This window comes from Paenibacillus sp. JL3B1040, from assembly GCF_057063165.1.
The window spans coordinates 2,668,909-2,684,609 of the sequence record NZ_CM169317.1 but is presented as its reverse complement, the minus strand read 5'-3'; the positions used below and the strand labels follow the sequence as shown (position 1 = coordinate 2,684,609).

12 protein-coding genes and 1 pseudogene are annotated in these 15,701 nt (G+C 57.0%); 1 reads left to right on the top strand and 12 read right to left on the bottom strand.

All coding sequences use genetic code 11. From position 1 onward, the window contains the following. Nucleotides 1-25 precede the first annotated feature (25 nt). From ACZF99_RS12015 to ACZF99_RS11970, 10 genes are all read right to left on the bottom strand, one after another. Nucleotides 26-811 carry an ABC transporter permease gene (locus ACZF99_RS12015; RefSeq protein WP_483612056.1) on the bottom strand — a complete coding sequence of 262 codons (786 nt, stop codon included), beginning with the start codon at nt 809-811 and terminating at the stop codon, nt 26-28. 6 nt (nt 812-817) lie between these two features. After that, nucleotides 818-1,621, bottom strand: a complete 804-nt coding sequence (locus ACZF99_RS12010; RefSeq protein ID WP_483612054.1) for an ABC transporter permease — start codon at nt 1,619-1,621, stop codon at nt 818-820. Continuing rightward, a complete protein-coding gene (locus tag ACZF99_RS12005; protein WP_483612052.1) occupies nt 1,614-2,660 on the bottom strand; it encodes an ABC transporter ATP-binding protein in 1,047 nt (348 codons plus the stop codon). The genes ACZF99_RS12010 and ACZF99_RS12005 overlap by 8 nt, the downstream gene beginning before the upstream one ends. Nucleotides 2,661-2,997: 337 nt before the next feature. Then, nucleotides 2,998-3,819, bottom strand: coding sequence for an alpha/beta hydrolase (locus ACZF99_RS12000; protein ID WP_483612050.1), 822 nt, complete (start codon nt 3,817-3,819; stop codon nt 2,998-3,000). A gap of 20 nt (nt 3,820-3,839) precedes the next feature. Then, on the bottom strand, nt 3,840-4,874 hold the full coding sequence (locus ACZF99_RS11995; RefSeq protein WP_483612048.1) for a FecCD family ABC transporter permease: 1,035 nt from the start codon (nt 4,872-4,874) through the stop codon (nt 3,840-3,842). Further along, the gene (locus ACZF99_RS11990; RefSeq protein ID WP_483612046.1) at nt 4,867-5,874 is read right to left on the bottom strand and encodes a FecCD family ABC transporter permease; all 1,008 of its coding nucleotides are present in this window, start codon (nt 5,872-5,874) and stop codon (nt 4,867-4,869) included. Before ACZF99_RS11990 ends, ACZF99_RS11995 begins: the two co-directional genes overlap by 8 nt. Before the next feature lie 3 nt (nt 5,875-5,877). Continuing rightward, nucleotides 5,878-6,876 (bottom strand): ABC transporter substrate-binding protein, encoded by a 999-nt coding sequence (locus ACZF99_RS11985; protein ID WP_483612044.1) that lies wholly within the window; start codon nt 6,874-6,876, stop codon nt 5,878-5,880. Nucleotides 6,877-6,985: 109 nt separating this feature from the next. Beyond that, nucleotides 6,986-8,632 carry a helix-turn-helix domain-containing protein gene (locus ACZF99_RS11980; RefSeq protein ID WP_483612042.1) on the bottom strand — a complete coding sequence of 549 codons (1,647 nt, stop codon included), beginning with the start codon at nt 8,630-8,632 and terminating at the stop codon, nt 6,986-6,988. Between the two features lie 66 nt (nt 8,633-8,698). Beyond that, nucleotides 8,699-9,688: a glycerophosphodiester phosphodiesterase family protein gene (locus tag ACZF99_RS11975; RefSeq protein WP_483612040.1), complete on the bottom strand. Its 990-nt coding sequence runs from the start codon at nt 9,686-9,688 to the stop codon at nt 8,699-8,701. A gap of 31 nt (nt 9,689-9,719) precedes the next feature. After that, the gene (locus ACZF99_RS11970) at nt 9,720-10,406 is read right to left on the bottom strand and encodes an FHA domain-containing protein (protein ID WP_483612038.1); all 687 of its coding nucleotides are present in this window, start codon (nt 10,404-10,406) and stop codon (nt 9,720-9,722) included. Between the two features lie 198 nt (nt 10,407-10,604). Between ACZF99_RS11970 and ACZF99_RS11965 the strand changes: the two genes are divergently transcribed. Next, the gene (locus tag ACZF99_RS11965; protein ID WP_483612037.1) at nt 10,605-13,946 is read left to right on the top strand and encodes a DEAD/DEAH box helicase; all 3,342 of its coding nucleotides are present in this window, start codon (nt 10,605-10,607) and stop codon (nt 13,944-13,946) included. Nucleotides 13,947-14,007: 61 nt separating this feature from the next. Here ACZF99_RS11965 and ACZF99_RS11960 read toward each other — a convergent pair whose 3' ends face one another. Further along, nucleotides 14,008-14,367 (bottom strand): discoidin domain-containing protein, encoded by a 360-nt coding sequence (locus ACZF99_RS11960; protein WP_483612677.1) that lies wholly within the window; start codon nt 14,365-14,367, stop codon nt 14,008-14,010. A gap of 63 nt (nt 14,368-14,430) precedes the next feature. After that, nucleotides 14,431-15,588, bottom strand: a pseudogene (locus ACZF99_RS11955) (family 8 glycosyl hydrolase); the annotation flags it as partial. Nucleotides 15,589-15,701 lie beyond the last annotated feature (113 nt).

Genomic DNA, 15,701 nt, shown 5'->3' with positions numbered 1-15,701 from the left:
CAGGGACGCCGGCTTTGATTGATTTCTACGACCCTGCCCCCCTGTACCGCTTGACGCCATAGTTCCATGCGGTTAATCCGATCGCCAGGAATACGACGCCGACCAGCGGGGTCAGCCAAGCCATTTGCCGCATCTCCTCGCGCTCCAGGAAGAGCGAAGCCGGATAGACGCCAACGAAAGCAAACGGCAAAATCCACGTTAGCAGTACTTGAATCGTCCGGTTGTAAATCGTCACCGGATAGCGCCCGTACCCCTGAACATTGTACATGAGCGGCAGGATGCCGGTTGGCGCGTCCGAGTAGAACGACAGAGACGTCAACGTCGTGTAGATCCCCGTGTAAATGGCTACAGCGCTCAGCGTAAACAGCAGTAAAGCGGGAATCGTCCACCACTCGAAGCCGAGCCCCAACTGGCCTCCACTGATCGCCATGATGATGCATCCGATGATCGAGCCGACGAGCGCAGGCGGATCGACATTTTCCAGGAAGATTTGGAACAGGTTATAGGCCGGACGCGTCATGATCCGATCCATCTCGCCTTTGACGATATACCGTTCGCTGAAGTTCCACAGGTTGATGAAGCAGCTGAACACGCCGAACGGCACCATAAAGAAGCCGTAAACGAACACCACTTCGCTTTCGCTCCAGCCGCCCAGACTGTTGGTGTGCATAAAGATGACAAAGATAAAGATCAGGTTTGTAGCCTGAAACAACAGGTCGGAGATCACCTCCACCCAGAAATCGGCGCGGTAGGTCATGCGGGTTTTCATATAATTTTTCAAATATTCGCCCATGAGGCCCAAGAAGTACATGCTTCCTTAACCCCCTTGCACGAACAGGCGTTTCCGCGAAGCGCGGTATAACCCCATCATCGGAATGAGCAGGATGACAAACCAGACGACTTGAATGCCAAGCACGTTCCAGATCGAAGCGCCTTGAATCCGGCCGGTAAAGACCGAACCCGGCAAATACGTGATCGCCTGGAACGGCAGGAACGACATGATGCCGCCAAGCCAGGACGGAAACAAGCTGATCGGGATGATCAAACCCGAGAACAGATCGACGACAACCCGTTTCATGCGCATGAAGCCTTCGTTATTTTCCACGAAAAAAGACATGAGTCCCGTGATCACGTTCAATTGCGAGTTGATCAGAAAGCTGAAGAACAGCATCACGAGGAATCCTGCCCAAGCGCTCGCCTCGGTCGGCAGCTTGACCGGGAACAGCAGCATGGCGATCGCCATGCCGGGAACCATCAGCATGATGAAGCGGAACATGCCTTCGCCGAAGCCCTGCATCATTTTTACAATGAGATAGTTATAAGGGCGGATAAATTGAATCGCGATGCTTCCGTCGCGGATGTCCGTGGAAATTTCCCGGTCCAGGTTATTGAAATAAAACGCCCGGGCCATCCAGGAAACGGCCAGGTAAGTCGTCATCTGCGAGGCGGTAAAACCGCCCAGCTCGCCGCCGCCGCCGTATATCGCCTTCCAGGTAAAATAGTAAACCCCGATATTGAGCGAATAAATCAAAATGCCGGAATAATAGTTCACCCGATACGCCAGCATCGTCAAAAATCGGATGCGGATAAAATCGAGGTACGCCCCCCACTGGTTAGACATGGACGACCGCACCTTCCTTGCTCTCCGTATCCGCCGGTTTGTCCGCCGAACCGGATTGGTAGATGCTGCGAACGATTTCGTCGGTATTGGTTTCGATGATTTTGATGTCGGTGATGTCCGCCTGGCCGACAACCTGCGAGAGCACCTCGGAGACGCCGATCTCCCGCGGGATCCAGACTTTGGCGTTCAGGTCGTTCTCCGCCGTCCAGATGACGGGCAGCGTTCCCGTCCATCCCCGCAGCTGCTCGAGCTTGGTGGCCGTCCCGAACTGGAACAGCACCTCTTTGCCCGTGCCCCAGCGGTCCTTCAGTTCCTCCAGGCCCCCGTCATATATGATCCGACCGTCATCGAGCATAATGACTCTGGAGCAAAGCGCCTCGATATCTTGCAGATCATGCGTCGTCAGCAGGATCGTCGTGCCGTACTCGCGGTTCATATCCTTGAGAAAATCGCGAATTTCCGATTTAACGACGATGTCCAGGCCGATCGTCGGCTCGTCCAGAAAGACGATCGACGGATTGTGCAGCAGCGCCGCGACCAGTTCGCAGCGCATCCGTTGGCCCAGGCTCAGCTTGCGAACCGGGCGGTTCAGCAGGTCCTGCAGTTGCAGGCGTTCCACCAGTTCGTCGAGCCGTTTCTTGTATTCGGCCTGCGGCACCCGATAGACCTTGCGCAGCAGCTCGAACGACTCGATCACGCCGATGTCCCACCAGAGCTGGCTACGCTGGCCGAACACGACGCCGATATGCTGCACGAACTTCTCGCGCTCGGCGTACGGCACGAAGCCGCCGACCTTCAACTGGCCCGACGTCGGCACCAGAATGCCGGTGAGCATCTTGATCGTCGTCGATTTGCCGGCCCCGTTCTCCCCGATATATCCGCAGATCTCCCCCTCCGGAATCTGAAACGAAATATCCTTTACGGCAGCCACTTCGTTGTATTCCCGCTTAAATAAATCAAGAAAGGCCCCTTTGAGGCCTTCGCGGTTTTTCTGCACCTTAAATGTCTTGCGCAAATCGCGCACTTCAATGGCAGCCATGGGTAATCCCTCGCTTTAAATCAATTTGGAGTCCGCTAAAAATTATATAGTAACTTCCGTCAAAGCACCACCCCTTAAACGCGAGTTTTTGAAGTCCTAGTGTCAGGCCGGTCAGCGCCTATGGCTGGGACGCTTTTCCACCATTATCCCTTTGGATCAGAAAACAAGATTTACTCATTCCCAGGGACTGAATCTTATTCCCTTAACGAAAGGGATAATCGTGCAATGCTGCGGGGAGGGCACCCAGGCCTTTTCCCTCTCTAAACTTATCCACCGGCTCTAAAAAAGCCGGCTCAACGTCTAAAGAAAGACTGTAAGCCGGCTTTTTTGCCGCGATTTACATCGGCTTCAGGAAGTTTCGGACGACCCGGACGATAAAGGGAAAGATCACCGACAAATGGGTTTCATCTTCGTAAAGGCAATATTCCGTATTCAAACCTGCGATACCGGATGCCAGCAGTTCCGACATGACCTTCGCGTCTTGGACCATATGCGGCTTCTCCAAGCTGCCAACGCCGAGGAATACCCTTAAAGGTATTTCAGCTTGGGTGTCTGCGAGCTCGCGATCGCTTAACCAACGTTTAGCGACCGCGAGCAAATCGTGATTTTTCCACCAAATCGACGGGCTACCCGCCGCATACACCTGGAATGCTTGAGACCGCTTAAACAGAGTGTATAACGTAAACCACCCTCCCAACGAATGGCCAAACAAGGCTTGACGCTGCCGATCGATCGGAATCTCCCGCTCGATCTTCGGTTTCAACTCCTCTTCGATAAACGCAAGGAAAGGTTCCGCCCCGCCGGTCTCCGGCCATGGCACATCGATCTTCCGCTCCGGCAGCTCCTCCGCCGTCGCCTGGATCGTATAGTCGTAAAAACGGCGTTCCGTTGCAAACGGTTGATCCGTCTCATAGCCGATCCCAACCACCACGGCCGTCTCCAGCCGGTGCGGCCCGCGCGAATGCATGCGCACCGCTTCCGTCATCGCGCCAAAACATGCGTTGGCATCCAGCATGTAAATGACCGGAAAGCCGCCTTGCGGCGCTTCCGTGTCCGGCGTCCACAACATGATGCGATAATTGCGGCCGGAGCGGCTCGTCATCGTCCATTGTTCGGCACCGGGAATCCGAAACGTTTGCCGTTCGCCAACCTGATTCATCTAACCACGCCCTCCTTCGACTAGGCCTTAGCCTTTTTTGCCCGATACAACAATACGACAAAATAAGGGACACCGATAACGGAAATCACGATGCCTACGGGCAATTCAACCGGCGAGAACACGGTCCGGCCCAGAAAATCGCCCAGCAGCACCATCACCATGCCGATGCCTCCGCAAACCGGTACGAGATAACGGTAATGAAGGCCGACAAGGCGCCGGGCGATATGCGGAGCGATCAAACCAACAAAGCCGATGCTCCCGGACACGGATACGCAGGCGCTAATGATCCCGACGCAGCAGATCAGCAGCCATTGCCTTTGCATATTGACGCGGACGCCAAGTCCGACAACGCTCGTTTCATGCAGCTGCATGATGTCCAGCACGGCCGCCTTCCGCCAGATGACCGGGATCAACACCAGCAGCCACGGCAGGATCCCCCACACCTGTTCCCAGTTGGCCCCGTAAATGCTTCCCGACAGCCAAACGGTGGCCATCTCGAAGTCCTGCGGATTCATTTTCAGCGAGACATACATCGTTAACGCGCCAAAACCCGAACCCAGCGCAATGCCGACCAGAATCAAACGCTGGGGATCGATCGATCCGTTGTGGCGGGCAAACAGATACAACAGCCAGACCGCGGCGAATCCGCCCAGCCAGCCGAACATCGGCATCGTCAGGAAGGACCATATCCCCGCCCCCTTCACTGTCCCTTGCGTCAGAAACATGAATACGACCACCGCCGAACCGGCGGCGGCATGAATGCCTAAAATGCCGGGGTCAGCCAGTCCATTGCGCGTAATCCCTTGCAGAACCGCTCCGGCAACGCCAAGCCCGCAGCCGACCAAAGCCGCGATCACGATGCGCGGCAGTCGGAAGTCGAAGACGACCAGGTCATGCTCCCGCTGCGGATCGATGCGCAGCAGCGTCTTGACGATATCGCGGACGGACAAGTCGAAGGTTCCGTTGGTGAGGCTGATGTAGAAGCAAGCCAACGCCAGGATCAGGCAGCCGAAGAGCACCAGCCAAAAACGGGAAGCCTCGCGATATTTATTCACTTCTGCCCCCTCCTCTCGTCTTGATCAAGTACAGGAAGTAGGGCACGCCAAACAACGCGGTGACAACACCGATCGGCACCTCGAACGGCGGGTTCAAGAATCGGCTGATTAGGTCACACCAGCCCAAAAACAACGCGCCGAGCAGCGCCGAAAACGGAACGATCCGCCGGTAATCCGGACCGACGAGAAAACGCGTGACATGCGGCAGAATTAACCCGACGAACGCGATTTTTCCGGCGATCGCCACGGAAATGCCCGTCATGATCACGACGCTGAGCATCGTCAGCAACTTGATCCGCTTCACGTTCATCCCGAGCTCGGCCGCCATCTCCTCCCCGAGCGACAACGCCGTGATCGGGCGGGCCATGAACAACGCCAGAATCAGCCCGGCGGCGGCAAACGGGAGAGCGAGCCGGATCATATCCGGAGAGATGCCGTGCAGCCGGGCGTTGTACCAGAAGCTGATATTTTGCGATACCTGATAATAGCTGGCCAATGCCTGGGATACTCCGCCCAGAAACGTCCCCATAATCGTTCCAAGCACCGCCATCATCACGGGGGAGGAGCCGCCCGGCAGCAGCCGGGACATTCCGAAGACCAGAATCCCGCCCAGGGCGGAACCCGCCAGCGAATAGCCCACCATCGTCAAATGGCCGGTGCCTGGCAAAAACGCCATACATAACGTAATCGCAAACACCGAACCGTCGGAAATCCCCATGATCGAGGGGGAAGCCAACGGGTTGCGGGTCATTCCCTGCATCAGCGCCCCGGATGCGGCAAGCAGGCCGCCGATCAGCAGCGCACCGATCGCCCTCGGAATTCGCGAGGTGCGGATGATCTGATGGTCAACGTTTCCTTCATCGAACCGGACGAGAGCATCCCAAGCTGTTTCATAGCCGATCGGCTTCGTACCGTGCAACACGGAGATGACGACCGTCACCGCCATCAGCACCAGGCCCAATCCGCAAATCGTCGCCGCTTTCCATTTAAAACTGCGCACGGCTTATTCGGCGAGCCGTTCCCGCGCCGCTTTCAAAAACTCGATTCGGCTCCACGCCGGCCCGCCTTCCGACAGCGGGTCGATGACGTTAACGTACACCTTCTCGTTTTTCACCGCGGCAACGTTTTTGACGATCGGGTTGTTCAGAAACTCGTCCAACGCGGTTTCCGTTTCCTTATTTTCATCGGCGGCAAATTGAATGAACAATCGGTCGGGATTGATCGTCGCCAGCTGTTCGATCGTGATTTCCTCCTGGGCTTTCGCCGCGCTAACTTCGGCCGGCGCTTGCAAACCGAGATCTTCATACAGGATCGGATTGAAGAAGACGCTTTCCGGATAAATAAACAACTTCCCTGTCCGGATACGGATCGCCATCACGGTCTGATCTTTCAAATTCTCGGTCAATTCGGCTTTTGCCGCTTCGAGATCGTTTTTATAGCTGGCGATGACCTGCTTGGCGGCGTCCGGTTTGCCCGTCGCTTCCGCCAGCAGCAGCAAGTTATCTTCCCAATGGACGGCCTGATGGGAGACCAGGATCGTCGGTGCGATTTTGACCAGTTGCTCCGAAACCTCCTCCGGGAATTTGGTGGATCCGAGAATAAGGTCCGGCTTCAACTGCAAAATCGTTTCAAAATTCGGCTGAGTTTTCTCGCCAATGGACTCGGCGCCGTCCGTGATCGCCGCAAACCGCTCCGGGAATGCGCCGCCAAAAGTGATGGCGCCAACCGGATGAACATCCAGCACCAATGCGTCCTCCATGGCTTCCATCGCGCCGGTGATGACAATCCGCTCTATGTTAGCGGGAACCTCATAGCTCTTGTCCAGATATTGAATCGTCCGCGAGCCGGCATTCGATCCGGCGGCGTTCGCTTCCGCGGCGGTCGCCGCTTGATTCGCACCGCTCCCGCCGTTTGCGGCTCCTCCTTGATTGTTTCCGCCGCAAGCCGTTAAGACCACGGCCAGCAAAAGGATCGCCCCAGCTGCCCAAGTTGGTTTTTTCATTTCGGTTTACCCCTTTCGTCTATTCCGACAAACTCTCTAGTGATAATGATTATCATTGTCGATTATAAAAAAGAGGCCCGAAATAGGCCATGGACAAAACACCGAACAATTATGGACATTCTTCCGAAAACAGCGCGCTGAACTGGTCCAGCATCCGAAGATGCGCGTGCGCGGAATATTCGAGCCACGGATCGGAGGACAACTGTTTGACCCGCCGCCGCCGGACGGCCCTTAGCGACTGCCAGTCCGGATCGGCTTGCAGTCTCCCCCACGCCTCAAGCGTATCGCTGTCCTGCCGGATCATCATCAGGAGATATCCCGGGTCGATGCGCTCCAGTTCTTCCAGAGCGACCGGACGATTGTAACAAGGGGTGCCGCAAGCATATCCGGGCGCGAGCTGCAAGTCATCAAACAACAGTCCGGCCATGCCGCGATTACAGTGGAGATACAGCCGGTTCTCTTTCATGCGAACGATGACCAGCGTTTCCTGTCGCAACGAGCGCGGAAGCTGTTCTTTCACCTGCTCCAAGCGGCAAGCGTACGCCTTGAGCCATTGTTTGGCTTGCCACGACTCATTGAGCTCCTCCGCGACCTGCATCAGCAGCTCGCGCCAATCCGTCCGCGATGCCGACAGCAGCAACACCCGTGCCATTTGTTCCAATTCCCGCCGCTCTTCCTCCGAGATCGAGTCCACGGCCAATATTACATCGACGGGAGTTTGCCGCAACCGTTCCAGATTGTCTCGCCAGTCTTCATTGTAGCGGTAAGCGCTGAACAGCAGCGGTATGTCGTTGCGGAATTCGCGGTAATAATATTCGGTCCATTTGGGGTGCAGCGCCGCAGCGTAAGGCATGCAGCCCAGCGGAGCCAGAAAACCGAGCACCGAAGGACTATAGGCCGCCAGCTTCCGCCGGCGGCTCTTCATATATGCGGACGGCGATACGCCGATCTCCTGCTTGAATTTGCGGCTGAAGTAGAACTCGTCCGCATACCCGGTTTGATGGGCGATCTCACGCAGTTTTGCGGAAGCGGTGGCCAGCAGTTGCTTCGCCCGCTGCATTCTTTTCTCGGTGACGTATTCGATCGGACTTTTTCCGTACTTCTTCTTGTACATTTCGGCAAAATACTTCGGGCTCAACTCCGCCACACGGGCCAGTTGCTCCAAGGTAACCGATTCGTCGTAATGCTGATCGATATACCGTTTCGCCGCCTCCAACGCCCCGCTCGCGTGATCCGGTTTGGTCCGGCTGTTCCGGTACAAATAATAAAGCATCTCCTGCAGATCGATCTGACTGCGGAAATGCCCCATCGGTTCCCCGTGCTGCCGGCGTCGGAAGGCGTCCTCGGCCATGAAGGCCAGCTTGCCGGGATGATGAACCCGTATTTTTCCATGATACGGCAGCAGCGAGTCCTTCTGGCCCGCCTCTCGAGCGGATGGCCCGGCATCCTCTCCGGCAGCGGACGAACCGTATGCATCGAAATAAAAGACCAGCAGCTCGCCATCCTCGCTTAAACCGATGGCCCCGAAGGTCTGACCGGGCACGCACAGATACGCGCTGCCGAAATCCAGCTCCACCGTTTCCCGGTCGACCGTCAACCGCCCTTCCCCGCGGGTCGCAACGATGAGCGCGAAAGACAACGCCAACTGCTGGCGCATGGCCCGGTCTCCCGTTCCGGATACCGCCTCAACGGAACGAAGCCGGACCCATAACTCATCCAGCTTTCGCAATTGCAATTCTTGGGGATTTTGACTCATCGTCCTTCATCTCTCTTTATCCATATCATATCCTGATCCCAGTATATTGATAATGGTTCTCAATCGTCAACCCCCGCCGCGAATCGTCTTCGCAATCCGGTCGATCCGGTTCGTCCAGATCCAGCCGGTGTATCCCGCCGGCAGGCGTTGTACGTCCTCCGGGGTATCGAAGCCGCTGGAGAAGTCGCTGCCGTCGCCGCCGACCACGACGACGCGCGTGTTCGCCCGTTCCATGCGGCTCAAGAACTTGTCCGGCCAGCCCCACAGCCATGGCGCGATTTTCTCGGGGACATGAAGCTCGGTGTTTCGGCAAGCGTCCGGGATGTACCCCGACCAGCCGGAGGCCTCGTATGATAATAGACATTGCTTTAACGTCGCTTTGGACATGACCCGCAAATCCGGCAGCAGTTCCTTTAAAGCCGCGATCGGCTGGTCGCCGCCGTAGACGGTCAGCAAGTCGCGCTCCTCCTTCGTCAGGGTCGAAAGGTAAGCCGCCAGTTGCTTGCCTTCTTCGGGATCTTCGCTCTTGATATGCAGCAGCAGGGCTTTACCGGGAAAATGCTCCACTACCTCGGGCAGCGACGGTATCAGTCCAACGCCTTTGCCGCGGAACGGATACGTCTTGCCTTGATCGGCCGTATAGCCGTAGCCGATGTCCAGCATTTTCAGCTCGGCCATCGTGTAGTCCTTGGTCGTGCCTTGGGCATTGGTGCGGCAATCCAGCGTCCAATCGTGGAACACGGCGAACTGCCCGTCCTTGGTCGGCTTCAGGTCCAGCTCCACCATGTCCGCTCCCGCCGCAAACGCCGCTTCCATGGAAGGCAGCGTATTCTCAAGAAACTCGTGCTCCGGCTCGTAAATCCGCTCGGCCGTACACGTGTCGTTATCGATCCCTTCCATCGGGAAGGTTTGCGCGAGCCCGCGATGTGCCAGCAGTTTGGGCTCTCCGTCGCGGGCGGCGGTCAAATGCGGCGTATTGTTCAAATAAATGAATGCGATCAGGAAGAGCAAAATCCACAACGTTCTTTTTCTGAAAATATTTCTAAGCTTTCGCAAACCAGTCCCCCCGATCCTTCCCAGGCCAAACCTATTCTGTCTCTAATATATATCCGCTTCCTCGGATCGCATTGATCTGGAACGTGTCTCGGCCGTACTTCTTGCGAATGCGATAGATTAGCGTCGTCAATTCGTCGATCGTCACATCCGGCAGCCCGTCAGGGCCAGGATTGCGGTCGTACCACACTTTCTGCTTGATGTCGCGGATCGTCACCAGCCGATTCGGATGTTCGTGCAGCAGCTGCAGCAGCAAAAATTCTTTTTCCGACATCGAAATTTTCACGCCGTCCACGATGCATTCCCGCTTCTCCCAATGAATCGTAACCGGTCCCTCCACCGCCTCCGGATGCGCCGAGCCGCTGACCGGCTCAAACTCCAGCGTTTGTTCCCCGGGCGAATAGGAGAAATGCAGGACGCTCGTGCCCCGCGCCAACATCAGGATATCGTTCGTTTCCAGCACGTAAGGGGCATGCGGGATCATTCGAATCCCGTTCAGCTCGGTGCCGTGACGGCTCCCCATATCGTACGCGACCGCACGATCCCGCTCCCTCCGAATGACCAAGTGCTTGCGGGAAATAAAAATGTTCGTAAACGCCATATCCGGAAAGTGATCCGAAGACGTGCGCCCGATCTCCGTCACATCTTGATCCAGGTACAAGCAGGTTCCGGGACGAAACGGGTCGCCGCGAAGAATATAAATACAGGCAAAGGTATCCACACCTAATTCCCTCCATTTGCGATTCCATCATCATCTTATCTTAAGGGAAGCGCAAAGAATATGGCAACCGCAGTGACATTATCCTCACACCCGGCTGATAACCCCACGTTTTTCCCGAAGCGTTTTTCTGTTATCATAAGAGGAGAACAAAAGGCGAACGCCTGACGAACGGGAAATGAACGAGAGAGGAACCCAGCCATGAGCTTTCAGTTAACGCAGCGCGTCATTAAATTGTTATGCGGCCGAATCGCTTACGAGCGCGGAGAAGCTTATTACCGGACCGGTAAAGTGACTTTTCTCCGCATGGATCACGGCTCCCGGGTTTATGAAGCGGCAGTGTCCGGGACCGGACACTATCACGTCGCTCTGCAGATCGATCAACACGGCGACGTGCACGCGGAATGCAATTGCCCAGCCTTCTATTCCTACAACAATTATTGCAAACATATCGCCGCCGTTTTGTTGGGCATTCACGACATGCTGCAAGGCGGCAAAGCCCCGGTTCGTCCCTCCCCGTCTTTGCTGAAGGAAGAACGGTTGCTTGGCGACAGCCCGAATATCGCAACGGACGGTTGGGACGGGGCCCTCGGCCCGATCCAGAGGAAACATCCCGGGGATATCCCCTCCCGCGACATCTGGATCGCCCGCGATATGATGCGCTTGTTCGAAGAGCAGGGCCAGCCGCCGCTGCGGACCGGTATGAGGTTCGATCAGCGGACCCCGCTGGAGGCCGAATTCACGCTTCGTCCGCTACCGTACGGATACCGCAAGTACCTGTTCGGCCTGGAGCTGAAGATCGGCGAGAAGCGCCTGTACATCGTCAAGAACATTCGGGATTTTCTCGATAAAATCTCGCGCCGCGAGCCCTACAGCTTCTCCAAACACTTCAACTACGACCCGGAACGTTACGGCTTCCGGCCGGAGGATGAGGCGATCCTGCAGAAGCTGGCGGAGATCCAACGCAATGAGCAGATGTACCAAGAGAGCTTGGGAGGATATTCGGCCAAATCCTACGGGCATACCGATCGGCTGCTGCCGGTGCCGCCGTTTTTTTGGGACGGACTGCTGCCCCTGCTGACCCAGGCGCCGCTCGTGCAGTTGGAACAGGATGGCCGGATTTGGCCGGGGCTTACGGTGACGGACGAGCCGCTGCCGCTAAGCTTTGACCTCGGCCAAGCCGGAGACGAGAGCTACCAGTTTTCCGCCCAGGGCCTCGACGAGGTGACGGTGATGGACGCCTACGGCGTAATTTTGTCCGAAGGCAAGCTGATCCGGCGGCCGCCGGCGCAAACCCGCCGGCTTGCGGAAATGAAGCATATGCTCGCTACCGCCCGCAAGCAGCATATCCTGATCTCCCCCGATCAGATCGAGCCTTTCGTGGAACGGGTGCTGCCCGGGCTGATGAAGCTGGGGGCCGTCAACGTCGAAGAGAAGGTTGCCGCCCGCATGGTGCGGACCCAGCTTAAGGCCCGGGTGTATCTCGACCGGGTCAAGGATCGCCTGCTGGCCGGCCTGGAATTCCAATACGGAGATGTCGTGTTTAATCCATTGGAGGAGCATGGCCCCAAGCGGGGAACCGATTTGATTCTGCTGCGCGACGGCGAGCGGGAACGGCAGATCCTGGATTTGATGGAAGCCGGCTTGTTTGCGCGGACGGAAAGCGCCTATTTCCTCGACGATGAGGAGGCGGAGTACGAGTTCCTGTACCATGTCATGCCGGAGCTCGAGAAGCTGGCGGAAATCTATGCCACCTCGGCCGTGAAGACCCGGCTCATTCCCGATCTGCGTCCGCCGAAAATCTCCGTCGAGCTGGACGAGCGTACGGATTGGCTGGAATTCAGCTTCAGCATGACCGGGATCGGCGAATCCGAAATTCGCGGCCTGCTTACGGCGCTGGAGGAGAAACGCCGGTATTACCGAATGCCAAGCGGCGCGCTGATGCCGCTCGAGAGCGAAGAATTTCAGGACATCGTCCGCTTCCTGAACGAATTCGGCCTGCGCCAAAGCGAAATCCGCGGACCGGAGTTCCGGCTGCCGGTGCTTCGCGGTCTGCATATTCGGGACGATCAGGGGCAAGGCGGCCCGGTGAAGCTCGGCAAAGCTTACCGCGAGCTGCTGCATAACCTGCAGCAGCCCGGTAATTTGGACTTCCCGGTGCCGCCGCAGCTCTCCGGCGTGCTTCGCGATTACCAGGCCTACGGCTATCAATGGCTGAAGACGCTGGCCCACTACCGCTTCGGCGGCATTCTCGCCGACGACATGGGACTCGGGAAGACGCTGCAAAGCATCGCCTTCCTCGTTTCGGTGCTGCCGGAAATCGCCGAATCCGGACAGCCGGCGCTGATCGTCTCCCCCGCTTCCCTGGTGTATAACTGGCGAAACGAGCTGACGAAATTCGCGCCGGACATCAAGGCGGTCATCGCCGACGGCAGCAAAGCCGAACGGGTTCGGACGCTGCGCGACGCTTCGCAAGCGGACGTGGTCATAACCTCGTACCCGCTGCTGCGCCGCGATATCGAGCAGTTCGCCGAGCTGTCGTTCCATACGTTGATCTTGGACGAAGCCCAAAGCTTAAAAAATCACGCGAGCCAAACGGCCCAAGCGGTAAAAAGCCTGCAGGCGAAGCACCGGTTCGCCTTGACCGGCACCCCGGTGGAAAATTCGCTGGAGGAACTATGGTCGATCTTCAGCGCGGTATTCCCCGAATTATTTCCGAGCCGCCAGGCCTTTAACGACCTGTCCCGGGAGGCGGTGGCCAAACGCATACGCCCATTCCTCTTGCGCCGGTTGAAATCCGACGTGCTGAAAGAGCTTCCGGAAAAAATCGAGTCCCTTCAGGCCTCCGAACTGCTGCCCGAGCAAAAGAAGCTGTACCTCGCCTACTTGGCCAAGCTGCAGCAGGAGACGTTAAAGCATTTGGATGCGGACACCTTCGGCCAAAACCGCATCCGCATTCTGGCCGGATTGACCCGGCTTCGCCAGCTTTGCTGCCATCCGGCCTTGTTCGTCGACGGCTATGACGGCGGTTCGGCGAAGTTCGACCAACTGATGGAAATGATCGAGGAATGCCAAAGCGCCGGCAAACGCGTGCTGATCTTCTCCCAATTTACGGAAATGCTTGGTCTGATCGGCCGCGAGCTGGGATATCGGGGCCTCCCCTTCTTCTATCTCGATGGAAAGACGCCGGCGGCCGAACGGGTGGAGCTTTGCTCCCGATTTAACGACGGGGAGCGCGACTTATTCCTTATCTCGCTGAAGGCCGGCGGCACCGGCTTGAATTTGACCGGCGCGGATACCGTGATTCTCTATGATTTATGGTGGAATCCCGCGGTCGAGCAGCAAGCGGCCGACCGCGCCCATCGGATCGGTCAGAAAAATATCGTCCAGGTCATTCGTCTGGTGGCGCAAGGCACCGTGGAAGACAAAATGTACGAGCTGCAGCAAAAGAAAAAGCACCTCGTCGAAGAGGTGCTGAAGCCCGGTCAGGAAACGTTGTCCGCGCTCACCGAGCAGGAAATCCGCGAAATTTTGATGATATAGCCCACTCTCGAATGGGGATCGAGTCCGCCTGGCGAAACCGGCGGTCCCGCCCCCTCTTGCTTTACCGACCGGTGACTTCGAACTCGTAAAGCGAATAGCCGTAAGGCGTCCCCCGCTCGATGCCGTACATGCGGACATACCTGGCAGGCTGCGGCGCCAGCGGGATTTCGTCAAGTCCACCGTCCCCGGCCGCGGTCGAATACACCTCTTGCCAATGCTCCGGCGCTCCGCTGTCGGTGGAAATTTCGATCTTGTAGCGCTTGGCGTAGGCAACCTCCCAGCGCAATTTGACGCCGGTGATCTGCTGCACCGCTCCCAGGTCGACGTAGATCCACTCCGGATCGCTGCCTTCCCGGCTGGCCCATCTCGTCATCTGGTTGCCGTCCACCGCTTGACCCGGCTCAAACCCGACGCCTTCCATCGTGCTGGAAACCGCCGTCTTGTTCAGCGCCAGGTTTGGCGCTTCCGGTACCGGTGAGCCGCCGGGTTTCCACCAGTTGCCCGTCAGAAACAACATATTCAGCAAATTGTAGCTGTCGCTGAAATAATCCTCTTTTTTGTTGTTCATCCAATCCCAGCCGGCATTCACCCATGCTTGGTTGGCCGGATTAGCCGTACCCGCCGAAATGAAGGGAGAGACGAATACGGCGGTGGCGTAATCGCCGAAGGGCGTGCCGTCCAGTTTATACCCGTTCTTGATATTTGCCGGCGATCCGCCGGTTTTGCCTTTGATCCAGCCGGCCATTTGATCGGCCAGCGCTTTGGCCCGCGGATCGCCGTAAAACGCGTAATCCATAACGATGCGAAGCGGCACCCGACTGGCGTTATAGGAGTATTGATTGGTTTCCTTGAATTCGTCCAGATACCATTCCGGCGCCGGCTTCGGGGGATTGCCGACCACAAAGTCGGAGATGAGTCCGGTATTCGGCGAATAAGTCGCGGTAAACTGCTGGTAGACGCCGTACAAGTTGTCGATCACGTGAATCCACGTTTCGTCTCCGGTCACCTCGTAAAAGGCCCGAAGATGACTGAGCATCCAATCCGATGGGCGCGTGTTCAAAGCGTCTTTGCCGTCCCAATCGCCCAGGTTGAGCCGGTAGCCGGTCGTGACGTAGCTGGCTTTGATCCCGTCGGTGATCATTTTTTTCGCTTCCTGCAGGTAGTTTACGGCCCCGCCCGACCCCCACTGATTATGTGCCAAAATAAGCGAGTATGCGATGTCGAGATCGCCGTCGGTCGCCGAGCCGAAATGTCCTTGGGCCGCTTTGCTGTCGGCTACGACCCAACCCATCAGGTTCGGGTTGCCGCTGCTCTTATACGCGCGCGCCGTTTTGAACAATCCGTCGTAAATCGTCCGGGCGTTCGGATCGTATCCGGCCATCAGCGCGGTAATGATCATCCCGTAGCCTTGACCTTCGGAGGAACCCAGCGCCGTAAATCCGTCGGGATCGCCTGTGATATTCCCTTTCACGTAATAACCGCCCGGCAAAGAAGTCAAATTGCTTTTGAGATAAGTCGCTTTCCAGTAATCATAGTAAGCCGCAACCGCCTGATTCATCGCTGCTTGGGTCACGTGGTTTGGCTTCAGGGTCCCCGGATAGCTGGCCTGCTGAGGGAAAGGTTTCAGTTCACCGGCGGCGGAAGCCGGAGAAATTGGACCGGCCGCCCCTAATGAGGCCGTTACGAATAAGCATAACAGGATAAGACAAATCTTCTGAAGCATCCTTCTCATTCCTCCTCAAATCGAAAGTGCAA

What these genes read in the sequence shown, in the direction of transcription:
- ACZF99_RS12015 (WP_483612056.1), bottom strand. Translation starts at nt 811, where the DNA reads ATGTACTTCTTGGGCCTCATGGGCGAATATTTGAAAAATTATATGAAA.
- ACZF99_RS12010 (WP_483612054.1), bottom strand. Translation starts at nt 1,621, where the DNA reads ATGTCTAACCAGTGGGGGGCGTACCTCGATTTTATCCGCATCCGATTT.
- ACZF99_RS12005 (WP_483612052.1), bottom strand. Translation starts at nt 2,660, where the DNA reads ATGGCTGCCATTGAAGTGCGCGATTTGCGCAAGACATTTAAGGTGCAG.
- ACZF99_RS12000 (WP_483612050.1), bottom strand. Translation starts at nt 3,819, where the DNA reads ATGAATCAGGTTGGCGAACGGCAAACGTTTCGGATTCCCGGTGCCGAA.
- ACZF99_RS11985 (WP_483612044.1), bottom strand. Translation starts at nt 6,876, where the DNA reads ATGAAAAAACCAACTTGGGCAGCTGGGGCGATCCTTTTGCTGGCCGTG.
- ACZF99_RS11980 (WP_483612042.1), bottom strand. Translation starts at nt 8,632, where the DNA reads ATGAGTCAAAATCCCCAAGAATTGCAATTGCGAAAGCTGGATGAGTTA.
- ACZF99_RS11965 (WP_483612037.1), top strand. Translation starts at nt 10,605, where the DNA reads ATGAGCTTTCAGTTAACGCAGCGCGTCATTAAATTGTTATGCGGCCGA.
- ACZF99_RS11960 (WP_483612677.1), bottom strand. Translation starts at nt 14,367, where the DNA reads ATGGAAGGCGTCGGGTTTGAGCCGGGTCAAGCGGTGGACGGCAACCAG.